The 26,808-nt window shown below is 55.0% G+C and carries 21 protein-coding genes; 8 read left to right on the forward strand and 13 right to left on the reverse strand.

The genetic code is table 11. The annotated features are described in order from the left end of the window. Nucleotides 1–116 precede the first annotated feature (116 nt). The 3 genes from BN3795_RS08355 to rlmH form a co-directional block, all read right to left on the reverse strand. Complete coding sequence (locus BN3795_RS08355) at nt 117–1,034, reverse strand: SDR family oxidoreductase (protein WP_068784250.1); 918 nt, start codon at nt 1,032–1,034, stop codon at nt 117–119. An 89-nt stretch (nt 1,035–1,123) separates the two neighbouring features. Beyond that, a complete protein-coding gene (locus BN3795_RS08360) occupies nt 1,124–2,128 on the reverse strand; it encodes an AraC family transcriptional regulator (protein WP_068784251.1) in 1,005 nt (334 codons plus the stop codon). A 96-nt stretch (nt 2,129–2,224) separates the two neighbouring features. Then, a complete protein-coding gene (gene rlmH / locus BN3795_RS08365; protein WP_068784252.1) occupies nt 2,225–2,704 on the reverse strand; it encodes a 23S rRNA (pseudouridine(1915)-N(3))-methyltransferase RlmH in 480 nt (159 codons plus the stop codon). A 220-nt stretch (nt 2,705–2,924) separates the two neighbouring features. Here rlmH and BN3795_RS08370 point away from each other — a divergent pair, with 220 nt between their 5' ends. Continuing rightward, nucleotides 2,925–3,554 (forward strand): TetR/AcrR family transcriptional regulator, encoded by a 630-nt coding sequence (locus tag BN3795_RS08370; RefSeq protein WP_269800212.1) that lies wholly within the window; start codon nt 2,925–2,927, stop codon nt 3,552–3,554. A 31-nt stretch (nt 3,555–3,585) separates the two neighbouring features. Next, nucleotides 3,586–4,467 (forward strand): hypothetical protein, encoded by an 882-nt coding sequence (locus BN3795_RS08375; protein ID WP_068784253.1) that lies wholly within the window; start codon nt 3,586–3,588, stop codon nt 4,465–4,467. 6 nt (nt 4,468–4,473) lie between these two features. Here BN3795_RS08375 and BN3795_RS25015 read toward each other — a convergent pair whose 3' ends face one another. From BN3795_RS25015 to BN3795_RS08390, 4 genes are all read right to left on the reverse strand, one after another. After that, nucleotides 4,474–4,641, reverse strand: coding sequence for a CxxH/CxxC protein (locus BN3795_RS25015; RefSeq protein WP_082691335.1), 168 nt, complete (start codon nt 4,639–4,641; stop codon nt 4,474–4,476). Nucleotides 4,642–4,810: 169 nt separating this feature from the next. Continuing rightward, entirely contained in the window at nt 4,811–6,373 is a 1,563-nt protein-coding gene (locus BN3795_RS08380; protein WP_068784254.1) for a CAP domain-containing protein, read from the reverse strand. A 75-nt stretch (nt 6,374–6,448) separates the two neighbouring features. Then, nucleotides 6,449–8,080 carry a glycerol-3-phosphate dehydrogenase/oxidase gene (locus BN3795_RS08385; RefSeq protein ID WP_232729886.1) on the reverse strand — a complete coding sequence of 544 codons (1,632 nt, stop codon included), beginning with the start codon at nt 8,078–8,080 and terminating at the stop codon, nt 6,449–6,451. Nucleotides 8,081–8,245: 165 nt separating this feature from the next. Next, complete coding sequence (locus BN3795_RS08390; RefSeq protein ID WP_068784256.1) at nt 8,246–9,517, reverse strand: S1C family serine protease; 1,272 nt, start codon at nt 9,515–9,517, stop codon at nt 8,246–8,248. Nucleotides 9,518–9,927: 410 nt separating this feature from the next. Between BN3795_RS08390 and BN3795_RS08395 the strand changes: the two genes are divergently transcribed. Then, a complete protein-coding gene (locus BN3795_RS08395; protein ID WP_068784257.1) occupies nt 9,928–10,137 on the forward strand; it encodes a hypothetical protein in 210 nt (69 codons plus the stop codon). 1,230 nt (nt 10,138–11,367) lie between these two features. On the opposite strand, the gene BN3795_RS08400 is transcribed toward BN3795_RS08395, so the two are convergent. Then, nucleotides 11,368–12,264: an AraC family transcriptional regulator gene (locus BN3795_RS08400; RefSeq protein WP_068784258.1), complete on the reverse strand. Its 897-nt coding sequence runs from the start codon at nt 12,262–12,264 to the stop codon at nt 11,368–11,370. A gap of 141 nt (nt 12,265–12,405) precedes the next feature. On the opposite strand from BN3795_RS08400, the gene BN3795_RS08405 reads away from it, so the two are divergent. Beyond that, complete coding sequence (locus BN3795_RS08405) at nt 12,406–13,803, forward strand: family 4 glycosyl hydrolase (RefSeq protein WP_068784259.1); 1,398 nt, start codon at nt 12,406–12,408, stop codon at nt 13,801–13,803. 390 nt (nt 13,804–14,193) lie between these two features. Here BN3795_RS08405 and BN3795_RS08410 read toward each other — a convergent pair whose 3' ends face one another. The 5 genes from BN3795_RS08410 to yycF all read right to left on the reverse strand — a co-directional run bounded on the left by BN3795_RS08410 (nt 14,194) and on the right by yycF (nt 20,264). Next, nucleotides 14,194–15,000 carry an MBL fold metallo-hydrolase gene (locus BN3795_RS08410; protein ID WP_068784260.1) on the reverse strand — a complete coding sequence of 269 codons (807 nt, stop codon included), beginning with the start codon at nt 14,998–15,000 and terminating at the stop codon, nt 14,194–14,196. Nucleotides 15,001–15,009: 9 nt separating this feature from the next. Further along, the gene (gene yycI / locus BN3795_RS08415) at nt 15,010–15,759 is read right to left on the reverse strand and encodes a two-component system regulatory protein YycI (RefSeq protein WP_068784261.1); all 750 of its coding nucleotides are present in this window, start codon (nt 15,757–15,759) and stop codon (nt 15,010–15,012) included. A 299-nt stretch (nt 15,760–16,058) separates the two neighbouring features. Continuing rightward, nucleotides 16,059–17,726, reverse strand: coding sequence for a YycH family regulatory protein (locus BN3795_RS08420; RefSeq protein WP_332835595.1), 1,668 nt, complete (start codon nt 17,724–17,726; stop codon nt 16,059–16,061). Then, nucleotides 17,723–19,546 (reverse strand): cell wall metabolism sensor histidine kinase WalK, encoded by a 1,824-nt coding sequence (gene walK, locus BN3795_RS08425; protein ID WP_068784262.1) that lies wholly within the window; start codon nt 19,544–19,546, stop codon nt 17,723–17,725. Before walK ends, BN3795_RS08420 begins: the two co-directional genes overlap by 4 nt. 1 nt (nt 19,547) lies before the next feature. Beyond that, complete coding sequence (yycF, locus tag BN3795_RS08430) at nt 19,548–20,264, reverse strand: response regulator YycF (protein ID WP_068784263.1); 717 nt, start codon at nt 20,262–20,264, stop codon at nt 19,548–19,550. 167 nt (nt 20,265–20,431) lie between these two features. Here yycF and BN3795_RS08435 point away from each other — a divergent pair, with 167 nt between their 5' ends. From BN3795_RS08435 to BN3795_RS08450, 4 genes are all read left to right on the forward strand, one after another. Further along, nucleotides 20,432–21,118, forward strand: coding sequence for a response regulator transcription factor (locus BN3795_RS08435; protein WP_068784264.1), 687 nt, complete (start codon nt 20,432–20,434; stop codon nt 21,116–21,118). Beyond that, nucleotides 21,115–22,476: a sensor histidine kinase gene (locus tag BN3795_RS08440; RefSeq protein ID WP_068784265.1), complete on the forward strand. Its 1,362-nt coding sequence runs from the start codon at nt 21,115–21,117 to the stop codon at nt 22,474–22,476. The genes BN3795_RS08435 and BN3795_RS08440 overlap by 4 nt, the downstream gene beginning before the upstream one ends. A gap of 70 nt (nt 22,477–22,546) precedes the next feature. Continuing rightward, nucleotides 22,547–25,681, forward strand: coding sequence for an efflux RND transporter permease subunit (locus BN3795_RS08445; RefSeq protein WP_068784266.1), 3,135 nt, complete (start codon nt 22,547–22,549; stop codon nt 25,679–25,681). After that, nucleotides 25,674–26,726, forward strand: a complete 1,053-nt coding sequence (locus BN3795_RS08450) for an efflux RND transporter periplasmic adaptor subunit (RefSeq protein WP_068784267.1) — start codon at nt 25,674–25,676, stop codon at nt 26,724–26,726. The genes BN3795_RS08445 and BN3795_RS08450 overlap by 8 nt, the downstream gene beginning before the upstream one ends. Nucleotides 26,727–26,808: the final 82 nt, after the last annotated feature.

The raw sequence follows: 26,808 nt of genomic DNA on the forward strand, positions 1-26,808 counted from the left end.
ACTCCTTATGGTTCTCTTTGGTGGCAGCGAAACCTTAACAGAGATTATAATGAGCGTATACGAAGTGCTTTGAGTCCATATAGTTAATTACGATACGCATTGTTCCATATAAGTAATTAGAGGTGAGTTGCTTGAAAACCAATCGTGTCCCATTTTCCTACAATATCATCGACTAGTGTAGGACCTACCGGTTTCCAGCCAAGCCTCTCCCGTGTCAAAGAATTGGACGTCGGATTGTCCATCAATACGAATGCTGTAAGCCATCCAAAATGCTCTTCTGCCGCTTCTGGAGAAATGCTGATCACCGGCAGGTTCAGACTTAGGCCGATTGCCTCGGCGATATCCCTAAAAGGTATGCCTTCTTCACCAGCACCGTGAAGCCTTGACCCGGCTGGAGCAGATTCCAGAGCCAATCGAAATAACTTTGCAGCATCGAGCCTATGTATAGCAGGCCATCTGTTCAAACCATCGCCAACGTATGCTGAAACACCTTTTTCACGAGCAATTTCAGCTAGACCGGTAGCAAAGCCATGCCTAATGGCGTCATGTACACATGGAGAGAGCCTAACAGCAACTGACCTTACATTACGTTCAGCCAATGCATGTGCCATCTTTTCAGCTGCACTTCGCGGCATTCCCGGTGACCCATCCTGTGGCTGATCCTCCTCAGTAGCGGGTCGCCCTAATGACGGAACCATTGTAGTTACAGAGGTAATAATAAAGGGTTTGCCAGTGCCAGCAAGGGTATCTCCCATTGCTTCAATGGCATGAAGATCGTCTGCAATTGCTCCGCCAAAGTCAGTGAAACTATTGTCAAAGGCCAAATGAATGACACCGTCCGCTGCTGCGGCTCCACTTCTGAGACTATTGATGTCATTAAGGCTACCTCTCTGCACTTGGGCTCCCATTGCATTGAGCGCTGCAGCAGACTTATCTGAACGAGCAAGCCCCATAACTTGATGACCGGCGTTTATAAGTTCCTTTACAACAGCAGATCCGATAAAACCAGTAGCTCCTGTAACAAAAATAAGCATAATAGAATCCTCCTAAGACTTCATAATAGGGTTAAGCCATCGCTTGCACATATTACAATAATTGAAGTCTCAAAAAGATTGTTGCCTGTTTAACGTGACTTATTGCCTGATTCTCCTGAGGTGAAAGTGATATCATCTGATGCATTTAATTTTTCAGCCCGCTGTTCAAATTTAGCAATATCTCTTTTAGGCGGATTTCCAAAATAGCTGCTATAATCCCGGCTGAATTGTGAGGCGCTTGCATACCCTACCAGCTGAGAAGCTGTAACTGCATCCATTTGCTTAGATAACATAAGGTTCCTTGCCTCCTGCAGCCGCAGTTCTTTTTGATATTTCAATGGGCTCATCGAGGTAACTTCCTTAAAATGTTTGTGAAAAACCGAAACACTCATATGAGCAAGCCTTGCCAGCTCTGAAACCTTCATTGGCTCATTAAAGTTGTTACGAAGCCACTCGATTGCCTTTGCCACCTGCCGCACACTTGTCCCTGAAAAGCCCATTTCGGCGATGTTAATACCAATGTTGCTTCGCAGCAGCCGCACTAAAATCTCATCCTTAACAATTGGGGCAAGTAATTCTGTATCACTTGGATTGTGCAGGCATTCCATTAACCTCGTCACCGCATTAATAATACCTATATCAGCCTCAGTGACATAACCTACACTTCGGGTTTGCACAGCGGGCAGTCCCTGTGGGTAAACTTTTGGAATAAACCCCGCAATTTTTTCCGGTTCTAATGTCAAGCCGACGGCGAGAAATGGCTGCCGAGAATTCGCCTCTATTGTTTTCAGAGCAACTGGTAAGGCAACTGGAATCATAAACATATGTGACCGGCCAATCTGAAAGATTTCCTTGCCCATCCTGACAGCCTTTACTCCCTGAGCAACAATTATGATAGAGGGCATGTAAAAAGATTTTTCCCAGTCCTTGCTTATTCGGGAATATTGCCTAGTATGCAGTCCGGAAATACTCTGGCTAAAGGTACCATCCTTCTTAGAAGGATTGTAAATCAGCTGTGCCAGTTTACTCATTTCTGAGGCAATGGGTGTTTGGTGATTCATTGTCCACGATTGTTCAAAACATCCGTCTGCCATTTTAGAGTTCTCCTTTCTGAATACTTGTTACCCTCATGTAATGATCTCACATCTCTTTTAGCTTTCCGCTCCTAACTCCTGTTTAAGACAGACTTATTATTTATGATACGGTTCCCCCCGATTAATCTTCACCGCGCGATAAATCTGCTCGGTGAGCACCAGGCGCATGAGCTGGTGGGGCAGCGTCATGCGCCCGAACGACAGCCGCTGCTGCGCACGGCGGAGCACCCCATCGGCGAGCCCGAGGCTCCCGCCGATGACGAACACGACATGGCTCGTCCCGTAGGTGCCGAGCTGGTCGAGACAGGCGGCCAGCTCCTCCGAGCTCCAGAGCTGGCCGCCGATCGCGAGCGCGATGACATGCGCGTCGCTCTTGATCTGCGCGAGGATGCGTTCGCCCTCGCGCTCCTTCACGCCGATGAGCTCCGCCTCGCTCATCGTCTCCGGCGCTTTCTCGTCGGGCACCTCCACGACTTGAAACTTCACGTACGGCGCCAGGCGCTTCGCGTATTCGGCGATCCCCTGCACCAAATAGTTTTCCTTCAATTTACCCACGGCAATAATTTGAATGAACAAACGATAGCCCTCCTTTTGAACGCTCGGCAGGTCTATACTGCCGGTACCCCAGTCGCATCATTTTTTGACACTTTCAAGAAGTTTTTGCTCCCACCTTCAATATCATGCTCGTCTCCATGCATGCAACCTTGACGCGCTTTATGTTCCGTATTATCTTCAAATAAACACCGTTCAATATTTGAACACTGTTTATTCCAAGTCCAAAAAAATTCCATTCGAGGTGATCCCCATAGGCATTCAAGATCGAAAAGAACGCGAAAAAAACGAAAAACGCGAAAAGATCCTTCAAGCCGCTGCAGAGATTATGAGAACCGAGGGCGCCGAAAACATCTCCATCCGTAAAATCGCCGATAAAATCGAGTATTCTCCCGCCAACGTGTATCACTATTTCACGGATAAAGAGGATATCATCAACCAGATCATCATGAGCACCTATCGACAAATCGTCGATAAACTGTCCTTGTCCTTATCCACGGCAGACCGCCCAGAGGAAAAACTGAAAGCAAGTATGCGGACCTACATCGAGCTGATGACCGGAATGGCGGACGAATATAAAATCATGATGCTGAGCAATTCGCCGACGATCCTGGAACACACCTCCGTTTTATTTCAGGGAGCTTCCGCATCTCAGCCCGCCATGCGAATGCTGCACCAGACTCTGCAAGAGCTCTGGCACGAACATGGCCATCCGATCGAGGACAGCCGGATTGAGCTTACCGCACAAGTCATTTGGACATCGATGTTTGGCCTGATCTTAAGGCTGATCACAGAGAAGGTGGGAGAGAAACAGAAGCAGCGGCTGATCGATCATTTCTTGGAATTCACGCTTTGCGCCTTGCCGCACGAGTAACCGCAACAACAAAAAAGATGGAGGTGTTGATATGAAGTTTCGGAAGGAAGTGACCGTATTGGCCGTGCTGATCATGGTGTTATCCTTGACTGCGGCAATCACGGGTATTTATTCGAGCGGCGGTCCCGGCAAGCATGAAATTACGTCCATACGCGGAGAAACCGTTGAGATCTATGGCAAAGGATTGTACCGGAACGATTCCGTATCCATGGCTTCGCAGGCGATAGCCCAGGATGTCGTGACCGTCCTGGTGGGCATCCCGTTATTGGCCGCTTCTCTTGCGTCAGCTAGAAAAGGCCGGTTGAAGGGAAAAATTCTCCTGGCGGGAACGCTGGCTTATTTTCTATACACGTATGCGTCCTATTCATTTACATCCATGTTCAACGACCTGTTTCTGGTCGACGTTGGCTTGATGTCCCTGAGTTTCTTTGCTTTTCTGCTCGCCATGATGTCCCTGGACCCGAGAATATTGCAGCAAAGCTTCAACGCCAAACTTCCGGTCCGAACGATCGCCGGGTTTCTGATCTTTATCGCTGCCGTGATCGGCCTCATGTGGGTGGGAAGAATCGAACCTGCGATCGTCGGCAGCGCCGCCCCCATCGGTTTGGAGCATTATACGACTTTAGTCATTCAAGCCCTGGATCTGGGCTTTGTCGTTCCGGCCGCGATTCTTTCCGGCCTGTTGCTTCTGCAGCGAAGACCATTCGGACTACTGCTTTCATCTATCCTCTGTGTTAAGGCCGTAACGATGTTGACCGCTTTAACAGCCATGATCATTGGCCAAATGGTAGCCGGGGTTAGCATGGAAGCGGCGGAAATCATCCTTTTCCCTGCGTTTAATCTGGCTGGCATCGGTATCTTGATACTCATTTTCAAACATATTCAAGAACCTGGGGCTGGATCTGTAGCCTAAACTACCTTACACCACCAAAAACCGCGCCTCATGGTCGCATTCCTGGCATTTCACCGGGGGCTCCCAGTCAATAAACTTGGTGTGCTCCAAATCCACCACATCGGGGGCTTCCTCAAACTCATCCACGAACATATCGATGGCCAGTTCCACATGATCTTTGCATACGACGTACATAGTCAAAGCATCCTTTCTTATGCGCCGCACTCCCGCGGCCGGCTTACGTATTAACAGGTTGTCCTTTATCTTTTCTACCATACTCCGCGCAAAAAAGGAACCGCCCCGGTCACATCCGGTAGACGGTCCCTTCCCCCTCCAAGCCTCAACGGCCCGGCTCGCCAGCCGGTTACAGCGGGGTATAGAAGTTTTGCGTATAATAAAGCCCGCTGTCCCCGCCGTCAGCCACGCCAACACCGAGGTATTTAAAGGAAGATTTCAGCATATTCGTCCGGTGGCCCATGGAATTCACCCAGCCGTAATGGGCGTCAATCGCATCGGTGTATCCGACGGCGATATTTTCACCCCAAATCGATAAGGCCCCTGTGCCCTGAGCCTTCATGCGATCCCCGGCCGACGATCCTTCCGGACTCCGATGGTCAAAATAATTCCGCTTCACCATATCCTCACTGTGCAGTTGCGCCGACTTCGCCGCTTTATCGCTCCAGGACACGGCATTCACGCCTTGGGCCGCCCGGAACGTATTCGCCAAATCCAAGACCTGCCGTTCCATCGCCCGAAGTCCCGTTCGCTCCGGGGTCGCAAACCGGTAAGTGCTGTCAAACGCCTTGTCTATGACGAGGACTCCGTCTACCCGCTTCGCCTCATATTTATCCACGTACAAATAAACGGCATTGTCCCCCGTTTCGTAAACGACAAAATAATCGGCATCGTTCACCGGTTTGCCCCACAGCTTGTCCGCCGCAGCCGTCGTTCGCAGCCCATCCAGCCCGCGAGTATCGCCGGTCGCAAACTGCCACCCTTTTCCATTAGAAAAGAGCGCGACCACCCGGCCCTCCTTCACCCCGATTTGGGCGTAACGCGCGGCGTCTTTATTGTAGATGTACCACAGCATCCCGGCGGCCGCCTCGTCCTTGCGGTCAGGCTCGCCCAGGAGTCGAATGACCTGATCCGTGGAATCCCCGATCGCAATTCCCTGCAGCCGCATCCCGGTCAGCGTCTGAGTTGCCGTTCCCCCCGCATCCCCGGGGGACGACGCCGATTCCTGCGGCTGTGCAGCGCCCTCGGGCGCTGCAGGTGAGCCTTGGTTGCTCTCCTGCCCCGCCAGTCCCGGCTTCTCCTTCAGCGTGATCGCTTCGGCCGACACCTCCGGCTTCATCTGCTTCAGCCGATACAAGAACGTCTGCGCTTCCGCCCGGGACAGCACATCCTTCGGAGCGTAACCTTCCAAGCCGTCCACGCCCGGTTTGCCTTTGGCCAGCCCTTGTTCCAACACAAACCGAACGGCCTCCGTCTCGCCCAACGCTTGTCCGGTGATGGCCGCAAGCAGCTGCGCCACCTGCCCCCGTGTCACTTGTCGGGTCGGCTCCTTGTAGACCGGCCAATTCCAGGCATTTACCGCACGATAATAAGGCCCATACCAAACCTCTCCTGCTGTGGCTTCTGGAAGCACCACCCCCGGATAAACCCTCAACAGCATCGCCAGAAATTCCGCTTCAGTCACCGCCTGCCCAGGCCGGAAGCTTCCGTCCGGATACCCGTCCGAGACCCCGTTCGCCTTGGACCACATCACCGTATCATACGCCCAATGCGATTGCGGCACGTCCTTAAAACCCGATGCCTCAGCGCTAACCTGACCCGTTGCAAGCAGCCCGTTCCCGGCCAAGGCCATACTAACGATGCCGATCACCGCCAGCCTTCCGATTCGTTTGTTCCCATTCATCAACGTCATCCCCATCCTCTCCTCTTGGCTGAAAAAAAGCAACGCTCATGAATTCGACAAAAATCAGCAGAATTCCTTTAATTTTTAAGTTTCCTTTGGGGGAATCGAAACCGACTCCGGAAGGAGCGCCTCCGCCAACACCTGCTCCAACTCCTCGGTCCGCTGCCGCTTCATTTCCTCCGGCCAGCCGAAATACCGGGCCATCTCGGCGATAACCGGCACCTTCCATCGTCGCACCCAGGCGATGTCAAACCACAAAGCCCCCGTTCTCCGCACGAAAAAATCCACCGCCGTCATCGCCATCTCCGCTTCCAGCGCATACCGGAGCGGGACCGCCACCTCCAACGGGAGCGGGGAGGAACCGACCGAGGCGGCCAGCTCCATCAGCCGATCCACGTTGGACCCGTATCGGGCCGCCCACTTGGCGGCGAGCGCCTGCGGGATGCCGCGTTCCGCCGCTTCCTGCACCTTCCGCGCCGCGAAGCCGGGCAGTCCCTGCGAACCGCCCACCTGCCCGCCGGAAATCGGCAGCGTCCGGGTGGAGCAAGGCGCAAAGCTCCGACCTTCTTCCCGCTTCAGTCTGGCGGCCACACGGTCGACGACCAGCTCCGCCATCTTGCGGTAGCCGGTCAGCTTGCCACCGGCGATCGTGATCAGGCCGGACGCCGACTCCCAAATCTCATCCTTGCGGGAGATTTCCGAAGGCGATTTGCCCTCCTCATAGATGAGCGGCCGCACGCCAGCCCAGCTGGATTCCACGTCCGCCGCCGTGATGGCCAGCCCGGGGAACCTCCCGTTAACCGCATCCAGAATGTAATCGCGGTCTGCCTCCGTCATGCGCGGACGGGTCAGCTCACCGTGATACACCGTATCCGTCGTCCCCACATACGCCTTGCCGTCGCGCGGGATCGCGAACACCATGCGGCCGTCCGGCGTATCAAAATACACCGCCTGCCGCAGCGGAAACCGCCCCTGGTCGAATACCAGGTGCACGCCTTGGGTCAGCTGCAGCATTTTGCCCTGCTTCGACCCGTCCAGCTCGCGCAGCGCATCCACCCACGGTCCCGCCGCATTGACGACTTTGCGGGCGCGCAGCTCATACATCCGCCCGCTTGCCAGGTCCGCCACTTCGGCGCCGATGAGCCGCGCGCCTTCGTACCGGAACCCGGTCACCTTGGCATAGTTGACCGCCATCGCCCCACGGGCCGCCGCTTCCTTGAGCACCTCGAGGGTTAGCCGGGCGTCATCCGTGCGGTACTCTACGTAGTACCCGCTGCCCAGCAGGCCGTCCCGCTTCAGCAGCGGCTCTTTCGCCAGCGTCTCCGCCGCCGTCAGCATGCTGCGCCGCTCCCCGCGCTTCACCCCCGCGAGGAAGTCGTACACGCGCAGCCCCAGCGACGTGTTGAACCGGCCGAACGTCCCGCCCCGATAGATCGGCAGCAGCATCCACTCCGGCGTCGTCACATGCGGGCCGTTCTCGTACACAATCGCTCGCTCACGCCCCACCTCTGCTACGACGCCGATCTCCAACTGCTTCAGGTAACGCAGGCCGCCATGCACCAGCTTCGTCGAACGGCTTGATGTCCCAGCCGCAAAATCCTGCATCTCCACAAGCCCCACCCGCATTCCCCGTGCCGCCGCGTCCAGGGCAATCCCGGCCCCGGTAATCCCGCCGCCCACGACCAGCAGATCCAGCGGCTCAGCCGGGTGTGCCATTTCCTCCAACAGCTGCTGCCGAGCCTTGCCTGCAAATGGATAGGTTCTGGCCATCTCCATCCTCCTTCTTTTCCCGCATACGCATAGAAAAAAGAGACCCCGACCCATTCCAGTCGTTTCGGTGTACGGCTGTCCTGTCTTCGGAATCTCTCCTGCGTGTGTTGTTTATTTGTCTTCGTCCAACCCTTGTTCGATCTCCGCTTCGGACGGTTTGTCGGTCAGTTTCAAAGTCGTCTTCTCCGGTTTGCCCTCACGGTAATACGTGACCTCCAGGTCATCCCCGATCTTCTTGTGGTCGTACAGATAGCGGCGCAATTCCAACGTCGACTTGATCGGTTGCTTGTCGAGCTGGGTGATCACGTCGTTTAGCTTCAGACCCGCATCCAGCGCAGGCCCGTGGGCTTCCAGAACAATGACGCCTGCCGTGACACGGCTCGGCAGGTTAAGATCCCGGCGCTGTTCGTCACTGATCGGCGAGAAGCGGTTGTTGAGATCCAACGTATATACGCCCATGTAAGGACGTACTACTTTACCATGCAGCAGGAGATCATCGACCGTCTTCATCACTTCGTTGACCGGAATGGCAAAGCCAAGTCCTTCCACCCCGGTATCGGAAATCTTCATCGTATTGATCCCGATCAGCCGACCGTTCAAATCGACCAGCGCCCCGCCGCTGTTCCCCTCGTTAATCGCCGCGTCCGTCTGGATCACCTCTTGCTCCCAGTCGTATACGCCATCCTGGTTCAGCGACACCGGAATCATCCGGCCGTTATAACTCACGATCCCAAAGGTCACGGTACCGCCCAGTCCCAGCGGATTGCCCACGGCGATTACCGTCTCCCCCGCGTGCAGCTTCTGGGAATCGCCCAGTTCAATCACCGTGTCTATGCCTTGGGCATCGATTTCGAGTACGGCGATATCATTGATGGAGTCCTGCCCCACCACCTTGGCCTCACGCGAAACCCCATCGCTCGTGACGATCTCCAGATCGCTTGCACCGCTAATAACATGCGTATTTGTTATAATAAAGGCCTTGCCCTTTTCTTTCTTAAAAATCACACCCGAACCCAGCACCGCCTGCTCCGGATCGCCTTCTGACAACTCCCCGTGATTCAGGATGCTGACCACGGCAGGTGAGACTTTGGCCGCTGCCGAGCTGATCTTGCTATAGGGATCGCCGGCATCGGAGAGCAATACAGCGCTGCCGGTTGCGACATGGCGGGTTGATGAGGAAGGAAGCCCTGTAATAAAACTGAATAGCAGCACGGCCACCACCGCGCTAAGAACGGAAGAGATTAAAGAGATCTGCAAGGTGGACAGCACCGGCCGGTGCTTCCGCGGCCCTCCGCGCCAGCGCCGCAGGCTGCCGCCCTCGGACAGGCGCACGCGCCGTCCCGGAACCTTGGTGGAATAAAAGTCATCGTCAAACCATCCCATCTCTATTCTCCTCCTCCATCATGCCTTCCCAACACGGCTTCGGCTCGTCAGCTGAGCCACCCACCCCAAGCAAAGGTCCCCTTCAACTGTATGCCGCGAAGGCAAAGCCATATTCATGCGTCCCCTTATATTTCTTAACGACATGAACCGAAGATAGGTTGCCTGGATTTTGAGAAGTTTGCCGCTTTTTTTCTGAACATTGGAATGTTTGACCTCACCCGTGACTACACTATATTAAAGCGATAGATTGATAGATTTATTTTACCATATTTTGATGGTTGGGAAGCAGAATTTGATCAGGGAATTAACGGGATTTTTGCTGCCGACTTCTCGCCCCCCTCCATCGCAGGTCCGAAGGCAACGCCCCCATACACCGCGCAGGCCGCGCGGCCACCTGAAGGAGGTACACTATGGATTCCTACTACTCTACGCCGATGAATGAAGTAAATGTGCTCGCCAAGCTGGCGGACATGAAGGAAGAGCATTACCACCAGCTGGTGACCTTAAGTGCGATCATGGAACTGCTCATCGAGAAAGGCATTTTGACCCGCGAGGAAATCGAGAAAAAAGCGTTGGAAATCGACGGCTTCCTCACCCCGCCCCCATACCCCACAGTGTAATTGGAGTCTTCGACCGCCCCCGCACTCCCGGACTCCGGCTAAGACGACCGTCTGGAAGCCACCGCAAATTGGGTTTGCGTCAGCTATGACTCGGATGTCAACCGGGGCCGCCCCTTTCACTTAGCGCCACCCGGTTATAGGTTCCGCGAACTTGGGAGTCGATATCGGTGAAGGGAAATCACAAAGTGGCTCCACGCTGTGACTCCATGCTGATTTGGGATACCCTACTGCGTACTTTTTCTAACGCTGACCAGAGAGCTTATTAGGGTCTAAATGGGGGGATTTCATTTCTAACGCTTGTCAGCGTGCTTATTCAGCGGAAATTAACCCTGATTTCATCTAAAACAAGGAAATAAGCTCTCTGATGAGCGTTACATCCTGCACACCCCCGTTTTAGCCCATTTAGCGTTTCTCCTAAGCGTTAGCGGTTCGCCACATCCCCCTCACACTCCTATTACTCCTGCCACACCCCTTGTCCATGTCACCCGCTCCTGCTGCTCGTCCGATGCACACTGCCCTTATCACCACCCCTGTTACTCGTCCCATCCACACTGCCCCTACCGGCACTTACTTCCACTATTGCTCCCCCATTACTCATCCCATGTACCTTGTCTCTATCCGCCCAATTGCTCCAGCCGCAACGACTGGGGGCGGCGGCTCCGGGCAGTAGGTCGCATGATGTCATCAGAAGAACTCCCCTCGTGTTATTTACTGAGGGAAGTTCTTTTTGGCTGTGAGAAGATCAACCTTTCTTCGGAGCTGGCGTCCCTACCGCCAAAATGTTGTTGAAAGTGCAACTTCTTCACCCTGTCCCTTCGCAAACACCTCATAATCCTGCAAAAAGTGCAACTTTTCGGCCCCTCAGGTTGGTCCTGGGGTACAAATGTTGCAAAAAATGCAGCATTTTGGCCCCACGAGCTAGTTTTAGGGTGCAAATGTTGCAGGAAATGCAGCATTTCACCTCCCCAGGCCTGTTCCGCCGCCGAAATCCTGCATTAAATGCAACATTTCCTGCGAGCTGATGATCCACTTCTGAGGTAGAACCGGCTTTAGAGTGAGAGTGAGAGTGAGCGTCCACGTCCGCATCCGCTAGTCGCTGGACACCTCGTCCGCAGTCTCCCGGAACCAGGTCATCCCGTTGTGGCCGTCAGCATTGTGCCGTCATTGTGCCGTGCAACCTACTGTTCTTCCTGACCCAGAAATACCTCGTTGATGGCAGCGTGCGGAAGTTTACCGTGCCCGCTCACCGCTAAACATCCGCTGCTCGCGCCGGTAGCCCTGCGGCGAGACCGCCTTGGCCTTCTTGAACACGCGACCGAAATGGGTCGCGCTTTGGTAGCCGACGCGATACGCGATATCGGTGACGGGCAGATCCGTCTCGCGCAGCAGTGCGCAGGCTTCCTCGATGCGGACGCGGTTGATGTAGGCCACCAACGTCAGCCCCGTGACTCGCGGGAAGATATGGCTCAGGTAATACGGACTAAGGTGGAAGCGCCCGGCCAGCTCGCCGAGGCTTAGATTCTCTTCGTAATGCGCGTTGATGTAGCGGGCCACTTCGGTGATTTCCCGGTACGGGCGCTTGCCGCCGCCTCCCTCTTCCCCATCATGACTCGGCCGGGCCTGCGCCATGCGGAGCAAATTGAGCAGCAGCTCAGCCAACAGTAGCCGGCTATACTCCTCATACCCGCTGGCCTGCTCCTTCTGCTCCGCCAGCATTCGGGCCAGCAACGGTCGTACAAGCTGCTGCTCCTCGGCGTTTAACCGCAGTACCGGATACCGTTCGAAGAGCTGTTCCAGCTCTCCCACCCTTCCGGGAAGCAACTTGCTCACCGCCTCCGTGCGGAAGTTCACCAGCAACCGCTCGTGGGGTTGTGACAACTTCCCCGAAGGCGACGTTTTATGCAGCACATTGATAGGGATCAGCACCAAATCGCCCGCACAAATGCGGTAGATTTGATCCTTGATGAAATAACACCGTTCCCCGGACACGAGATAATAAATCTCCCACGCATCATGAAAATGCTCCCCCTCCATCGAGAACCGTCCCGGCTGCTTCGCCGCCTCGATGAACAACGCCCGGCGAATCGGCGCTAACTGCCCTTCCAACCCTTCCAGCCCTTCCGGCATTATTCCGCTCCCCTCCCAACACTTCCCTCTCATTACAGCAAAAAATGTAGAATAACAGCTCATATTAACAAAATCCGTGCAGTAACTTTTCTAATTTTGCTCTATGTTTATTGTAACATCCTTCAAGGGAGTGAACGAGACATGCCAGAAGCAACAACGATCAATAATTTGAAAATCGCCTATATCGGCGGCGGCTCGCGCGGCTGGGCCTGGGGGCTCATGAGCGACTTGGCCCTGGAGCCCGCGCTGTCGGGGCACGTGGCGTTATATGATATCGACCTGGAAGCGGCCCAAGCCAACGAAGTGATTGGCAACCGCTTGCAAGATCACCCGGAGGCGGTGAGCCGCTGGCGCTACGAGGCGGTGAAGACGTTGCCGGAAACACTGAAAGGCGCCAACTTTGTCATCATCTCCATCCTTCCCGGAACCTTCGAGGAAATGCGGTCGGACGTACATACGCCGGAAGCCTACGGCGTTTACCAATCCGTCGGCGACACCGTCGGCCCGGGCGGTGCAATTCGTGCGCTGCGCAGCATCCCGATGTACGTGGAGATCGCCGAGGCCATCCGCGACCACGCCCCTAACGCTTGGGTCATCAACTACACGAACCCGATGAGCGTACTGACCCGCACACTGTACGAGGTATTCCCGGGCATCAAAGCCTTTGGCTGCTGCCACGAGGTGTTCGGCACGCAGGAGCTGCTCGCCGAAATGCTTGAGGACATGGAGGGGCTCTCCGGCGTCCGCCGTCAAGACATCGAGGTCAACGTGCTCGGGATCAACCATTTCACCTGGCTGGACCGGGCTTCCTATCGCGGTACCGACCTGTTCCCGATCTACCGGGCTTTTGCCGAGAAGTATGCCGAAGAAGGCTTTAGCACCCATGGGCAAAAAGACCACTGGATGAACAACAGCTTCACCTCGGCGAACCGCATCCATTTCGACCTGTTCCGCCGCTTCGGCCTGATCGCTGCCGCAGGCGACCGCCATTTGGCCGAATTCATGCCGAACATCTGGTACCTGCGCAGCCCCGAGCACGTGAAGCAGTGGAAATTCGGCCTGACGACCGTGGCCTGGCGGATCGACAACCTGCAGAAGCTGCGGGAGCGCAGCCGCCGGCTTGTGGCCGGCGAGGAGACGTTCTCGCTCAAATCCAGCGGTGAGGAAGGCATCGCCATGCTCCGCAGCTTGACCGGCGCCAGCGCTCCGATGATCACCAACGTCAATCTGCCGAACCGCGGCCAAATAGCTTCGCTGTCGCTGAATGCCGTCGTCGAGACGAACGCCGTGTTTGGCGCGGACAGCGTCCAGCCGGTGCTGGCGGGCAGCCTGCCGGAGGACATCAACAATCTCGTCACCCGTCACGTCTACAATCAGGAGGCCATCCTCAAGGCGGCCATCAACAAGGACCGCGACCTGGCCTTCCACGCCTTCCTGAACGACCCGCTGCTCTCCGGCCTCACGCCGGACCAGGCGGAGGAGCTGTTCGCGACGATGCTGAACAACACCAAGGCGTACTTACCGGGGTGGGAGCTATAGCAGAAAAAAACCGCCGGGGATTCGGCATCCCCGGGCGGTTGCTTGTCTAGCTACGATAAATGTATGCGAAAATTCAAATACATTTCGCCGTTTTTGACGATCTCGACGGAATGTATTCGAAATTTCATATACATTCTCGTCCCAGAAGGTCCATCCGACCCGAATCTATATGAAAAACCGAATACAATTCAGATTTTTCGTCCTCAGCAACACATTATACTCAAAAAATCAGATACATCACAACGAATGAGTCCACTCCACTTATACTTATACGCGCTCAGCGACGAGGAGCTTGCGCAGTGTTCCACGCCTCTCACGGGGCCTGCCACCGTCACGCCCCAACCTAAGCGGGTTCCAAGAAAAAAACCAACCGCCTCCTCCCGCCGCCACCTACCGTTCGCTCAATACATCCCACGGCGTTGGCCGGTCGTAATACGTTTCGCAGAGCTTGAACTCGCTGTCCTTGAAGAAGCAGCCACGGTCCTCCATGGCGGTGCGAACGGACATCTTGGCCAGGTCGAGCATATTGTGCTCACGGCTGAGGTGAGCCAGATACGTCCGCTTCAGGCGGCCGTTCAGAATCTCGCTCATCAGCTCGCCGGTCGCGTCATTGGACAAGTGGCCCAGGTCGCCGAGAATGCGCCGCTTGATGTTCCACGGGTACCGTCCCATGCGCAGCATCTCGATGTCATGGTTTGCCTCAAGCACTAACACATCGGCGTCGCAGATTGCCTCCTTCACCTTGTCACTGGCGTAGCCCAGGTCGGTGCATACGCTCAGCTTCTCCTTGCCGTCGTAGAAGTTATATCCTACCGGTTCGGCGGCGTCATGCGAGATGGCGAACGACTCCACGCGGAGCGAGCCGAAATCGCGGGTTTCTCCGGTGCCCAGGATACAGCGTTGGTCGTCCGCGAGGTTCCCAATCGCTTTTTCCATGGCCGCCCACGTCTTCTCGTTCGCATAGATCGGCAGATTGTATTTTCGCGCCACCGCGCCTAAGCCCTTGATATGGTCCGAATGCTCATGCGTGACCAGAATTCCCGTCAGTTCCTGCCCGGTCACTCCACGCTCCATCATCAACTCATCGATGCGTTTGGCGCTAAAGCCGGCATCGACCATCAGCGTGACTTCCCCATTGGCAACCAGCGTTGCATTTCCCGTCGAACCGCTCGACAGCACCGAAAATTGGATCCCCATAATCTCCCATTACTCCTTCGTCTTCTCTGTGTTCGGACTGATAACATCACCGCTGATGCCCTGTACGTAATACTCCTTGCCGCTCTCCAGCATGAACCGCCAGGCCGGAGCGGCCGGCAGATGAGCATCCGAATCGAACACCTCGCCGTAATACCCGAGTTCCACTTCCGTGACGACCGAGCCTTCCGGCAGGAAGTTCTCGATCAAGTTGCCAAGCGCCTTCGAGGCCGACAGCACGCGCTGCGGCTTCTCCTCCTCCGGATAGCTGATCTCGATCGCCCGGCGCTGGTACGAAATGATCTTCTGGTTGCTGTTAAACAACTTAAGCTCGATTTTGAAGAGCGGCCATTTCCCCTCCACCAACGGATGCAGCACAAACACGTCCGAGCTGCTGGCCACTTCGTCATACCGGTAATCGCCGATGTCCGGCAGGCTGTCCTTCAGCGCGGCCGTCAAATCCCGCGGCGTAAAAATCAACCTGCTGTCGACCGGCACCGGCAGGTCCGTCAGCTTACCGCTTTGCGCGTCATCCACGAACCGGTAAGCGATTTTGGGCAGTTCCGGCGTTTCCGTCGGAATTTTGGCGAGGACGCGAATGTTCTTCTCATCCATCGCCTGCTGCGTATTATTCTCCAGGGCAGTGATATCCAGGTTGGAGTCGGCCTGCTCGCGCAGATCGTTCCACAGCTGATAACCCAGCACCAGATTCAACAGTAAAAAAGCGTAAATCAGCACGTTTTTCGCCTGACCCCAATCCATGGTTCATCCCCCTTCGTTCAGATTCAGCATCCGTCTCACCCTCGTTTCCTCCTAACGGAACGTAGTGACGTTAACGGCGTATTTCCCGGCGATTTCCCAGCCTAACGTACTCCAGCGACCTTATTCGCACCGAATAGGAGCCATTTGCCACCGACCAGGCCTCATAACGTCTCCTGTTTCCGTTAGCTTCGAAATCCCCCACACCTTGGCCCAATAGCGTCATCTGTTTCCGTTAGAAGTACGTGAGACGTGAAAGTGGCAGCTGGGTAACCCAATTACTCCTTTGCATTTGCAACAGGTTATCCATCCTTGTCAGCACCTGTAGCACCTGCGCTAGCGTTAGCAACTGCTTTCGCATCCGTGCCCGCACCTGTATTTGTATTAGCACCAGTACCCGCATCCGTGTCAGCACTTGTTGTTCCTGTTCCTGCCCATGAGCCGGTACCAGCATCTGCTCCTGCACTTGCTCCTGCACTTGCTCCTGCACTTGCTCCTGCACTTGCTCCTGCACTTGCTCCTTCACTTGCTCCTTCACTGGTTCCTGCACTGGTTCCTGCACCAGTACCCGCATTTGCGCCTATTCCTGTACCTCCTCCTACTCCAGTTCCGACACCCGCACCACCGCCTGCGCCGGCAGCCTCGTCTGCATTCGCTCCAGGCTTCTCCACCGCCCCGAGGCCCAGCACCCGGGTCGCGCCGTTGCTCAGCTCGACGACCCACGTCGGCTTCAGCAGCAGGCCCTTCTCGGTGAGCGACGGCAGGTACGCCGGGTACAACCCGGCGATGCGCGCCTCCGTTTGGAGCGCCGCAATGCTCTCCCGCAGCGCCTTGCCGCCCGGCAGGGAGACGACCTTCTTCTCCCAACTGCTGCCGGAGCCGTAGATCAACGAACGCTCATAGCCGGCGATCGTGCCTTGGCGCATTTCCAGCGTGATCGCCCCGTAATGGAACGTCGGCAAGTCGAGGATCGGAAAAGCGCCAAATTGCCCGGTTCCGTAGTACTGCTGGAATACGATCCGCTGCTGATCTTCCTCGATGCCGTCGCTCGTCTGCTCTAACCGGTACTTCCCGTTCCAGCCGCCGTGCTGGTTGACGAAGTCAATCGCCGACAGCACGTTTTTGCTCGGGCTGTTCTCGCCCGCCGAAGGCGCGGCCGGATCCGTGTAGTTGATCCAATTCCGGTTTTGCTTGACCTGAAGGCTGCGTTTACTGTCCGTATAGATTTCGGAGCCGTCTTTTTCCCGGATGTATCGGGTGATGCTCGGGTCAAAGAACAAGCTCTGCATCTGCTCCGTCGTATACAACCCAATGTTCAAGCCAGTTTCGACCAGATCGACCGGTTTCTCGGGAACGTAATACCCATCGGTTAAGGTATACGGCACCCAGTCCTTCCCGAAGTCGACCTGCTGCTGCACGTCCTGCACCGTCAAGTCGGCTTTGGTTGCTTCGTATACGACGTCGCCCCGCGAGCTGAAGAAGAACACCCGCACCTGGTCATCGGTTCCCGTGTTGTAGATCATCAGCCGGTTGACATTCTCCGCATCAAACAACGAGTCCGGCGCGATCTGCATCACCTTCTGCAGCAACTCCACCGGGACCCCCCCGCCGAATACCAGCTCCACACCGATATCCTTGCTGCGGATGTCCGACCAGTTGATATTATCGATGTCATACCGCTGAAATCCGTCGAATTGACGACCCTTCAGGCGATTGTAAATCAAATTGTAAAACGTCGAATCCGGGTAAAACACCGTGTGCCGCTCCTCGCCCATATGCACGGCAATTTGCGCCGGAAAGAGCATCGCATCCGCCTCCAGGGTCGTCCCCATATTTTCCGTGCGAATGTAGTCGCTCTCCGATTTGACCACCGGATTGCTGCCCGGCAATTGATAGATCAGGAAATAACTCTGTACCAGACTGCACGCGACCAGCAAGGCCAGCGCCAGCGATTTGACTCTTTCCTTCACTGCGCCTCGCCTCCTTGCTTCTCCGCCGGCAGCGTAAAGGTCACCTTGGTGCCTTGGCCGAATTCCGATTGCAGAGAGATGGTCCCGCCGTGCGCCCGCACAATTTCCCGGGCAATGGATAAGCCTAAGCCCGTCCCGCCCATATTCCGTGAACGCGCCTTATCGACGCGATAGAATCGTTCAAAAATCCGCTCCAGGTCCTTCTTCGGAATCCCGATCCCGTTATCCTGCACTGAAATCGCCAACTGCCGGTCTTCGGTCAGGCGCGCCTCCAGCGTGATCGTACCGCCTTCCGGCGTATACTTCATCGCATTGGAGATCAGGTTGTCCAGCACCTGGTCAATCTGGTCGCGGTCGATCCAGGCCGTGTCCACCTCACTGGCGATAAACAACGTGGGTTTAATCCCCTTCTCCTGCATTTGAAAAGAAAACCGGTCCGCCACTTCCTCCAGCATCTCCATCACGTTCGTTGGCTGCTTGCGCAGCTCGGCTTCTTGAGAATCGAAGCGCGACAAGTGAAGCAGATCGGTGACGAGGCGGATCATCCGCTCGGTTTGGTTCTGAATCACGGATACGAACCGCGACCCGAGCTCCGGGTCCTCCATGGCGCCGTCCTCCAGCGCCTCGGTATAACTCTTGATCGTCGTCAGCGGCGTTCGCAGCTCATGTGATACATTCGCCACGAACTCCCGCCGCGACGCCTCCAGCTTCTCCTGCTCGGTGACGTCCTGGAGTACGGCAATCGTGCCGATGATCCCGATCTCCCGCCGATGAATCGGCGTGAACGTAACCCGGATCAGGAAGACATCCCCGTCCGGCCCGGCATTCTCGAGGATCGTTGAGTGCATCGTCCCTTGCTCCAGCACATCCTTCTCCTCATCCGGCAGATGCAGCAGGGACATGATATCAACCCGATCGAGCGCCGTATCCGCCGTCCCCAGCATCTCGCTGGCGCGCCGATTCATCAGGATCACCCGGCCGGTCTCATCCGTCGCAATCACCCCGTCGCTCATGTTCGTGAGGATCGAAGCGAGCTTCTCCTTCTCTTCTTCGTTCTGCGCCAGGGCATCGCGCAGCCGGCTCGTCATGTAGTTGAACGCCTTGCTGAGCTGGCCAATCTCGTCGTTGCCGAGCACGGGCATCTTCTGATGGAACTCCCCTTCGGCCACCGCCGTGGCACGCCGGGTCAGCTCCTTGATCGGGGAAGTAATCGTATGCGCCAGAATGACGCCAAGCACCGCCGTCAACCCCAGCGCCAGCAGGATACCGGATATAAAAATATTATTAATCCGCTCCATCGTACTGTACAGCTCGCTCATCGACGCCGCGATGTAGATCGCCCCGACGATTTTCCCGCTGCTGACCACCGGCTTGGCAACGACTTTCTTCCGGACATTATCCTCATCGATAATGTACTCCTCGTTGTCGCGAATGCCCTGCAGGGCCCGGCTCACGACCGTCTGCGTATTCTTCGTGCCCACGTAATCGGCGTGGGACGGCTTGGACGTCGTCAGCACCTTGCCGCTCGCGTCAAGCACCTGAATCTCGGCCCCGCCGATATTAAACAGGTTGTTGACCAGCACGCGCAGATTCTCCATGGATTCCTCCGCCGAGTCTCCGGTCACGCCCAGGTTTTGCGCCGCCAACACGGAGAGCAGCTCCGCCCGCTCCTGCAGCTCTTTGGTGAAATTGCTGGTCAGCGAGGTTTTCATCGCGCTCACGAAATACACCCCGATCAACTGCATCGCGATCAGGATGAGCAGCACGTAAATGATGATCAGCTTGGCCTGGATCGTGCGAAAAAAGGAGGGCAGATTCATTCTAGAGTCCACCCGCCTTGGAGCTCCGCATCATATACCCCAATCCCCGCCGCGTCAAAATATATTCCGGCTTGCTCGGATCCTTCTCGATCTTCTCGCGCAGCCGGCGAATCGTCACGTCCACCGTGCGCACATCGCCGAAATACTCGAAGCCCCACACCGCCTGCAGCAAATGCTCACGGGTCATGACCTTCCCTGCATTCTTGACCAGGTAATGCACGAGCTCGAACTCCCGGTGCGTCAGATCCAGCGGCTCGCCGTTCTTGTGAACCGTATACATGTCCGTATCGATGAACAGTTCAAACAGACTGATGCCCTGCTTTGTTTCCTCCGCACCTTCGGCCGCCGCTGCTTTCTGTTGCCGGCGCATCTGCGCCTTCACCCTAGCCAGCAGCTCCCGCGTACTGAACGGCTTCGTCACATAGTCGTCGGCGCCCAGCTCCAGGCCCAGCACCTTGTCGATTTCCCCGTCCTTGGCGGTCAGCATGATGATCGGCGTCTCAAGCTTCGCCCGCACCTCGCGGCACACGTCCATTCCGTCCTTGCCGGGCAGCATCAGATCGAGCAGAATGAGATCCGGCTGCTCGGAGAACGCCAGCCGGGTGGCTTCAAACCCGTCGAATGCGAGAACCACCTCGTAGCCCTCTTTTTCCAGGTTAAATTTCAAAATATCCGCAATGGGTTTCTCGTCATCCACGACCAGAATTTTTCCTTGCATGACTTCGTTCACCCCAACTTTCAGCCATGGGCTAATGCTCCCTCTATCTTACCATATCTGACGCCGCATCAGCCATTGCCCAAATCCCCGAAAATCACGCGTATTGCTTGTCTCTTCTACCAACTGGTAAAATCCTAGAGAGACATCACAAGGAGGACCTTATTGAAATGGCTGCATTATTAATCGTGGACGACGATCCCAATATACGCGAATTGATGTGTCTATATTTGGCTAAGGAAGGATTTACCCTCATTCAAGCCGATAACGGCACCGAAGCGCTGGAGAAGATGGAGCAAACCCGTGCCGATTTAGTCGTGTTCGATATTATGATGCCGGTCATGGACGGCTGGGAATTATGCAGCGAGCTGCGGCGGCTATACCCGGACACGCCCCTGCTCATGGTCACCGCCAAAGGGGAAACGGGTCAGAAAGTCAAGGGGTTCGGCCTCGGTGCCGACGATTATCTGGTCAAACCGTTTGATCCGCTGGAGTTGGTCGTGCGCGTCAAAGCGCTGCTCAAGCGGTATAAGATCGCCGTATCCCAGAACATCCGACTCGGAAACGTATGGCTGAACCGCCATACCTATAAAGTCACCCGGGATGACGAGGAGTTTGCTCTGCCGCCGAAGGAATTTGAGCTGCTGTTTAAACTCGGCAGCTATCCCGGGCAAATTTTCACCCGCGAACAGTTGATCGAGCAAATTTGGGGGGCTGGGTACGGCGGCGATGACCGCACGGTTGACGTACATGTCAAAAGGTTGCGGGAACGCTTCTCCAAAGGAACGAAGGCCGATCCGCCATTTCACATCGAAACGGTTTACGGACTTGGCTATCGTCTGACGGTGAGAACATGATCAAATCCCTCTACATCCGGATTGTGATGATGTTCTTTGTTGCGATCTTGATCAGTCTGCTCGCTTCGGCCATGATTACGGGTTATCTCTATGAAAAATCGATACGGGAACAAATGCAAAATGGTTTAATTACTACAGGGCAAAGTCTGATCCGCATCTTCGATCGGGTCGGTTTTGAGAATCGAGCTTTGCTAATGGAAGATATCAAGGATTTGATGAACGGCAGCAGTATTCAAATTTACGATCCCCAATTCAACGCTGAGAAGTACGGCGCAAAACCCGGGGTCTCGATTGGCGAGGACGAGATCAGACGGGCGCAGCGGGGCGATATCGTACGCGGGAACACCCAGGATGGAAATCTGTTTGTCGGTCTGAATTTTAAATATCAAGGACAGGGGTACGCCTTGTTCATCCAAACGGATGAAAGATTGCAAATCAGCGATTCGCTCAGCGGAATTATTATAACGATGATCGCCATTTTAATGGTTGCCGGAAGCTTGTTTTTTGTATTGGAAGCCGCCTTTCTCATTCAACCGCTGCGTAAAATGACAGAAGCCACCCGGCGGATGGCCAGGGGGGATTTTAGCGCGGATTTGAAAGTAAGGCGCAAGGATGAGCTTGGCGTTCTGGTCCAAAGCTTTGACGAAATGCGCAAGCAGCTCCGGAAACTTGAACAGATGCGGCAGGACTTCGTGTCCAACGTGTCTCACGAGATTCAGTCGCCGCTAACTTCAATACGCGGTTTTGCCAAAGCGCTGAGAGAAGAACAGGTCAGCGATGAAGCGCGGAACCGCTATTTGGAGATCATCATTTCCGAGAGTGAGCGGATGTCGCGAATGAGCGAGAATTTGCTGAGACTCGCCTCTCTCGAATCCACGCACCATCCCTTCCATCCCGAATCGTTCCGGCTTGATGAGCAAATTCGCCAGGTTGCCGTGTCCTTCGAGCCCCAATGGTCCGCCAAGAAGATCACCGTCGATCTGAATTTGCCGATCTCCCAAATTTTCGGCGACCGGGATCAGTTAAATCAAGTTTGGATCAATTTGTTAGGGAACAGCATTCGTTTCACGCCCGAGGGAGGAAGGATCGCCGTGTCTATCGCTCAAGGCGTCCAGCATGTTTCGGTGAAAATCCAGGACACGGGCATCGGCATCCCTCTGGAGGACCAAAATCACATTTTCGAAAGATTTTACAAGGCGGACCGGTCAAGGAACCGGCTCCAGAACGGCAACGGCCTCGGGCTGGCGATCGTCAAAAAGATCGTCGACTTGCACCATGGATACATCGAAGTCCACAGCCAACCCGGCATGGGCACGGAACTCAAGGTGATCTTGCCCTATCACAGCTTCAAGCCGTAACGGATGATTCCCTTCATTCACATTCAGTTCACATTCATTAGGTAATCTGTCCTGAGATAGGAGGATTGCCATGAACAAACTAACCAGCTTCTCCATGAAAAATATAGGGGCCGTCATCATTATTATCCTAATGCTGTTCGGCGGAGGGCTGTACGCTGCTGGAAAACTGAAAACGGAAGTCATGCCGGACATGTCCATCCCCGTTGTGGTGGTCACCGTACAGTATGTCGGATCTCCAAACGATGTCATGGAGCTCGTGACGAAACCCCTGGAGAAGAAATTAGCCAATGCGGAAGGGGTCACGTCACTTGATTCCACATCAAGCGACAATTTCTCCATGATCATCGTCAACCTAAAGGAAAATACCGACACGGAGAAGAAGAAGCAAGATCTCGAAAGCTTGCTCCAGGACGTGGACCTCCCCGATTCGGCGTCCACTCCCAAAGTATCGACATTTGGGTTTGCGTCCGTCCCCGCCTACTATTTGGCGATTTCCGCGGATAACGGAATGAGCCAGGCGGAACTGGACCAATGGTACCAAAAAGAAATCAAACCCGGACTGGAGGCAACCCCGGGATTTGACCATATGGACGAAATCGGAGCTCGCGAAACAACGCTGAGCATCAAGCTGGATGCGGGTCAGCTCAATGCTTATGGCCTCACGCCTCCGCTGGTTTCCAATCTGGTGCGTCAGAACCTCACCTCTTTGCCTACCGGCGAGGTTAAGATCGACGGAAATTCTTTAATGGCCCGGGTAAAGAGCGATACCAACAGCGTGTACGCTTTAGAGAACCTGGAACTCGCAACCCCCTACGGTACAAGCGTGCGCCTGGGGCAAATCGGCAAGATCGAATCGATTTCGGAATCCGATTTCGTCGCCCGGGTGGACGGCAACCCGGCCATCGGCATCCAGTTATATAAAACAAGCGATGCCAACGCGGTAGAGTTTGCCCAAGCGATCAATCAACAGCTGGAAAATTGGCATAACCAGGAGCCGAATATTCAATTCAAAACGATTTACGATATGTCGGTGGAGGTCAGCACCTCGATTTCGGGCATGCTCCACGAAGGCCTCACCGGGGCGCTGTTGGCCGCGCTGATGATTTTGTTGTTTTTGCGGAACATTCGCATGACGATAATCGTCCTGGTCTCGATCCCGCTGTCGATCTTAATCACGCTGCTCGTCATGAACTATATGGATATCTCGCTAAACATTTTGACGCTGGGCGGGATGTTTATTGCGATCGGACGCGTGGTGGACGACAGTATCGTCGTGATCGAGAATATTTACTCCCATCTGCAAAAGACGCAAGAGCGCGGCGAATCGGTGATTAAACAGGCGACGCTCGAGGTCGGTTCCGCCATCACCTCCTCCACGCTGACGACGGTTGGCGTGTTCGCCCCGCTTGGCATGGTTAGCGGCATTGCCGGCCAACTGTTCCGCCCGTTTGCGATTACGTTGGTTTGCGCGATGTTGGCCTCGTTGCTGGTAGCGCTGACGGTCATTCCGATGCTGGCAAAACTGCTGGTGCTGCGCGGCGCGAAAATCAAACACGAGGAGCAGAAGACGGGCCGCATTCTCACCACTTACCGCAAGGTGTCGGAGTGGACGCTCCGCAACCCGATAAAAACCTTGCTCTCCGCAGGACTTTTATTTATCGGATCCATTATAGGCTCCGTTCCGTTCCTGTCGGTCACCCTGATTCCGGAAGACGAACCTCCGCGGGCGTTTTATTTTTCCGTAAAAATGCCTTACGAAACTTCCCTGGAAACGATGGATTCCAAAGTAAGGGACATGGAAGATATCCTGAAGAGCGCCAAGGATACCGGCGGAGAGTCCCAGTTTACATTTATCGAATCGCTGGTCGGATTCGGCGGCTCGTCCGGTATCGGCCCAGTCGAGGCGACTCCTTACAGAGCACAGATTTTTACGGAAGTTACCGAAGGCAGCGATACAAAACAGGTGCAGGAACGATACAAGAACCTCCTGCTGGCGGAGCTTCCCCAAGGCTCGGAATTGGAGGTTTATTCGCTGCAAGGCAGTACCGGGGGAACTACGGATTTCCAGTACTCCTTAAAAGGGGAAGATTTGAACCGACTGAAGGAAGCTGCAACGCTATTGAAAGAACGCTTGAAGGAATTTCCGCAGCTTAGCGAAATTTCGGATTCCCTTAGCGACGCTAAAAAAGAGCTGGAAATCGAGGTTGCCCAAACGAAAGCGCAGCAATACGGGCTTAATGCATCAACCGTTCAACAAACCGTGGCCAGTTGGCTGATGAAAGCCGACCTCGGCGAGCTAAAGCTGGATAACGTGACTTATACGACCACGTTGGAATTGGACAAATCCGATAAGGATACCTTGGCCAAGCTGGGGGAGATCCCCTTCCAAACGGCGAACGGAACCCTTGTATACCTGGAGGAGATCGCCAAGCTGGAACTGATCGATGCCGCCGCGAGCATCAGCCGAAACGATCAAGAGCAGGTGATCTCGATCACGGCCAAGATCAACAGCGAAAATAAAGGGGGAGTCAGCGCACAGGTTGCACAAGCCCTTAACAAGGTTGAACTTCCAGATGGGGTAACGCGCGAAATCGGTGGGATCAATGAGGATATCGGCGAGAGCTTCTCGCAGCTGTTCGTTGCCATGGCCGTCGCCGTCTTCGTTGTCTATTTGATTATGGTACTGTCCTTCGGGAATACCAGCGCGCCGTTTGCCATCTTGTTCTCGCTCCCGCTGGCGGTAATCGGCGGCTTGCTCGGCTTGCTGTTGACCGGGGAAGCCCTCAGCATTACATCGCTGATCGGCTTTATGATGCTGATCGGTATCGTCGTCACCAACGCGATCCTGTTGATCGACCGGACGCAGCAACTTCGCCAGGAAGGCTACTCGGTTCGCCATGCGCTTCTGGAAGCCGGCACCCTGCGCCTTCGGCCGATTATCATGACAGCCGGGGTAACGATGGTGGCGATGCTGCCGCTCGCGCTCGGATTAACCGAAGGGGGAGCGATTATTTCCAAAGGGATGGCTGTTGTCGTCATCGGTGGATTGGTCTCGTCGACGATTCTGACGCTGGTTGTCGTACCGGTAGTTTATGAAATGATCGAATCAGCCAAGAACCGGATCGCCAAGTTATTTCATCGGGGCGGGAAAACAACAGCAGCATCTCATCATGACAACGGGGAAGGAGTAGAGGTCGATGGATAACAAAGCATGGAAAAAACTCGCGCTGGGCGGCATCTTCCTGGTCTCGGCCGCAATCATTGCCGCCGGCTGCACCAAACAACAGGAACCCGCGCCGCAAAACCTGAGCGTGTCTCAAAAACCGACCGTTAAGGTGAGCACGGCCGAGAAAAGAAACATCGGCGATCCGCAGGAAGTCGTCGCCGAAGTGGCTTCGGCGGTACAGCGCGATATCGTCGTGAAGGCCGGCGGTGATGTGCTGAAAGCTCCGAAAAAACGCGGGGATCTGGTCAACAAGGGGGATCTGTTGTTTGAACTGGATCCCGCCGATGTGCTTTTGCAAAAGCAGAAGGCGGAAATCTCGCTGCGCACCGCGCAGGAGAACTTAAAAAACGGCCAATTCGCCAACTCCGGCGATTCGAGCGCCCTGCAACCGTTAAAGGATCAGGTTAAACTGGCGCAAATCGGCATCGAGGAGTTAAACCGGACGCTGAAAAATTACAAAGTCACAGCACCTATTAGCGGTATCCTGACTGATTTTTCAATCGAAGCCGGAATGACGATAAACCCCGGGACCGTCGGTAAAGTCCAGCAAATCAATCCGGTCACGATCAAAGCCAATATTACCGAAGATCATGCGAAACTCATCCGGGGCAAAACCGAGTTGCAATTCTACACCTCAGATCATCCGGACTCTTTAATGAAAGCCAGAATCGATTATCTTGCCGACATTATGGATACCCAGCAAAGAACGTACGCCCTCGAGCTGAAGGCGGACAATGCCGACCTGGCCTTGAAACCGGGGACCAAGGTCCAGCTTCAACTGACCGACCAAGCGGAGCAGGAAGTACTAACGATTCCAACCACCGCCATTATCCGCGAGGGATCGGACACCTTTGCCTACGTTGTTACCGGAGGCAAGGTGGAAAAACGTACGGTACGGCTCGGGCGCCTGAACGAAATGTACCAAGAAATCATTGAAGGCATCGAACCCGGTGAACAGGTCGCCGTTTCCGGGCAACATCAGTTAAAGGATCAACAACTGGTGGAGGCCATAGCTGATAAATAAAAGGAGTCCGGCTTAAAACAACCTGGCCCGAGCGCCTCATCCTCATGGGATGACGGTACTCGGGCCAGGTTGTTTGTCTAGG

This window comes from Paenibacillus phocaeensis (assembly GCF_900021165.1).
GTDB lineage: Bacteria > Bacillota > Bacilli > Paenibacillales > Paenibacillaceae > Fontibacillus > Fontibacillus phocaensis.

What these genes read in the sequence shown, in the direction of transcription:
- BN3795_RS08395 (WP_068784257.1), top strand. Translation starts at nt 9,928, where the DNA reads ATGGATTCCTACTACTCTACGCCGATGAATGAAGTAAATGTGCTCGCC.
- yycI (WP_068784261.1), bottom strand. Translation starts at nt 15,759, where the DNA reads ATGGATTGGGGTCAGGCGAAAAACGTGCTGATTTACGCTTTTTTACTG.
- BN3795_RS08355 (WP_068784250.1), bottom strand. Translation starts at nt 1,034, where the DNA reads ATGCTTATTTTTGTTACAGGAGCTACTGGTTTTATCGGATCTGCTGTT.
- BN3795_RS08435 (WP_068784264.1), top strand. Translation starts at nt 20,432, where the DNA reads ATGGCTGCATTATTAATCGTGGACGACGATCCCAATATACGCGAATTG.
- BN3795_RS08375 (WP_068784253.1), top strand. Translation starts at nt 3,586, where the DNA reads ATGAAGTTTCGGAAGGAAGTGACCGTATTGGCCGTGCTGATCATGGTG.
- BN3795_RS08390 (WP_068784256.1), bottom strand. Translation starts at nt 9,517, where the DNA reads ATGGGATGGTTTGACGATGACTTTTATTCCACCAAGGTTCCGGGACGG.
- BN3795_RS08440 (WP_068784265.1), top strand. Translation starts at nt 21,115, where the DNA reads ATGATCAAATCCCTCTACATCCGGATTGTGATGATGTTCTTTGTTGCG.
- BN3795_RS08380 (WP_068784254.1), bottom strand. Translation starts at nt 6,373, where the DNA reads ATGACGTTGATGAATGGGAACAAACGAATCGGAAGGCTGGCGGTGATC.
- BN3795_RS08400 (WP_068784258.1), bottom strand. Translation starts at nt 12,264, where the DNA reads ATGCCGGAAGGGCTGGAAGGGTTGGAAGGGCAGTTAGCGCCGATTCGC.
- BN3795_RS08360 (WP_068784251.1), bottom strand. Translation starts at nt 2,128, where the DNA reads ATGGCAGACGGATGTTTTGAACAATCGTGGACAATGAATCACCAAACA.
- BN3795_RS08450 (WP_068784267.1), top strand. Translation starts at nt 25,674, where the DNA reads ATGGATAACAAAGCATGGAAAAAACTCGCGCTGGGCGGCATCTTCCTG.
- walK (WP_068784262.1), bottom strand. Translation starts at nt 19,546, where the DNA reads ATGAATCTGCCCTCCTTTTTTCGCACGATCCAGGCCAAGCTGATCATC.
- BN3795_RS08405 (WP_068784259.1), top strand. Translation starts at nt 12,406, where the DNA reads ATGCCAGAAGCAACAACGATCAATAATTTGAAAATCGCCTATATCGGC.
- yycF (WP_068784263.1), bottom strand. Translation starts at nt 20,264, where the DNA reads ATGCAAGGAAAAATTCTGGTCGTGGATGACGAGAAACCCATTGCGGAT.
- BN3795_RS08445 (WP_068784266.1), top strand. Translation starts at nt 22,547, where the DNA reads ATGAACAAACTAACCAGCTTCTCCATGAAAAATATAGGGGCCGTCATC.
- BN3795_RS08410 (WP_068784260.1), bottom strand. Translation starts at nt 15,000, where the DNA reads ATGGGGATCCAATTTTCGGTGCTGTCGAGCGGTTCGACGGGAAATGCA.
- BN3795_RS08385 (WP_232729886.1), bottom strand. Translation starts at nt 8,080, where the DNA reads ATGGCACACCCGGCTGAGCCGCTGGATCTGCTGGTCGTGGGCGGCGGG.
- BN3795_RS25015 (WP_082691335.1), bottom strand. Translation starts at nt 4,641, where the DNA reads ATGTACGTCGTATGCAAAGATCATGTGGAACTGGCCATCGATATGTTC.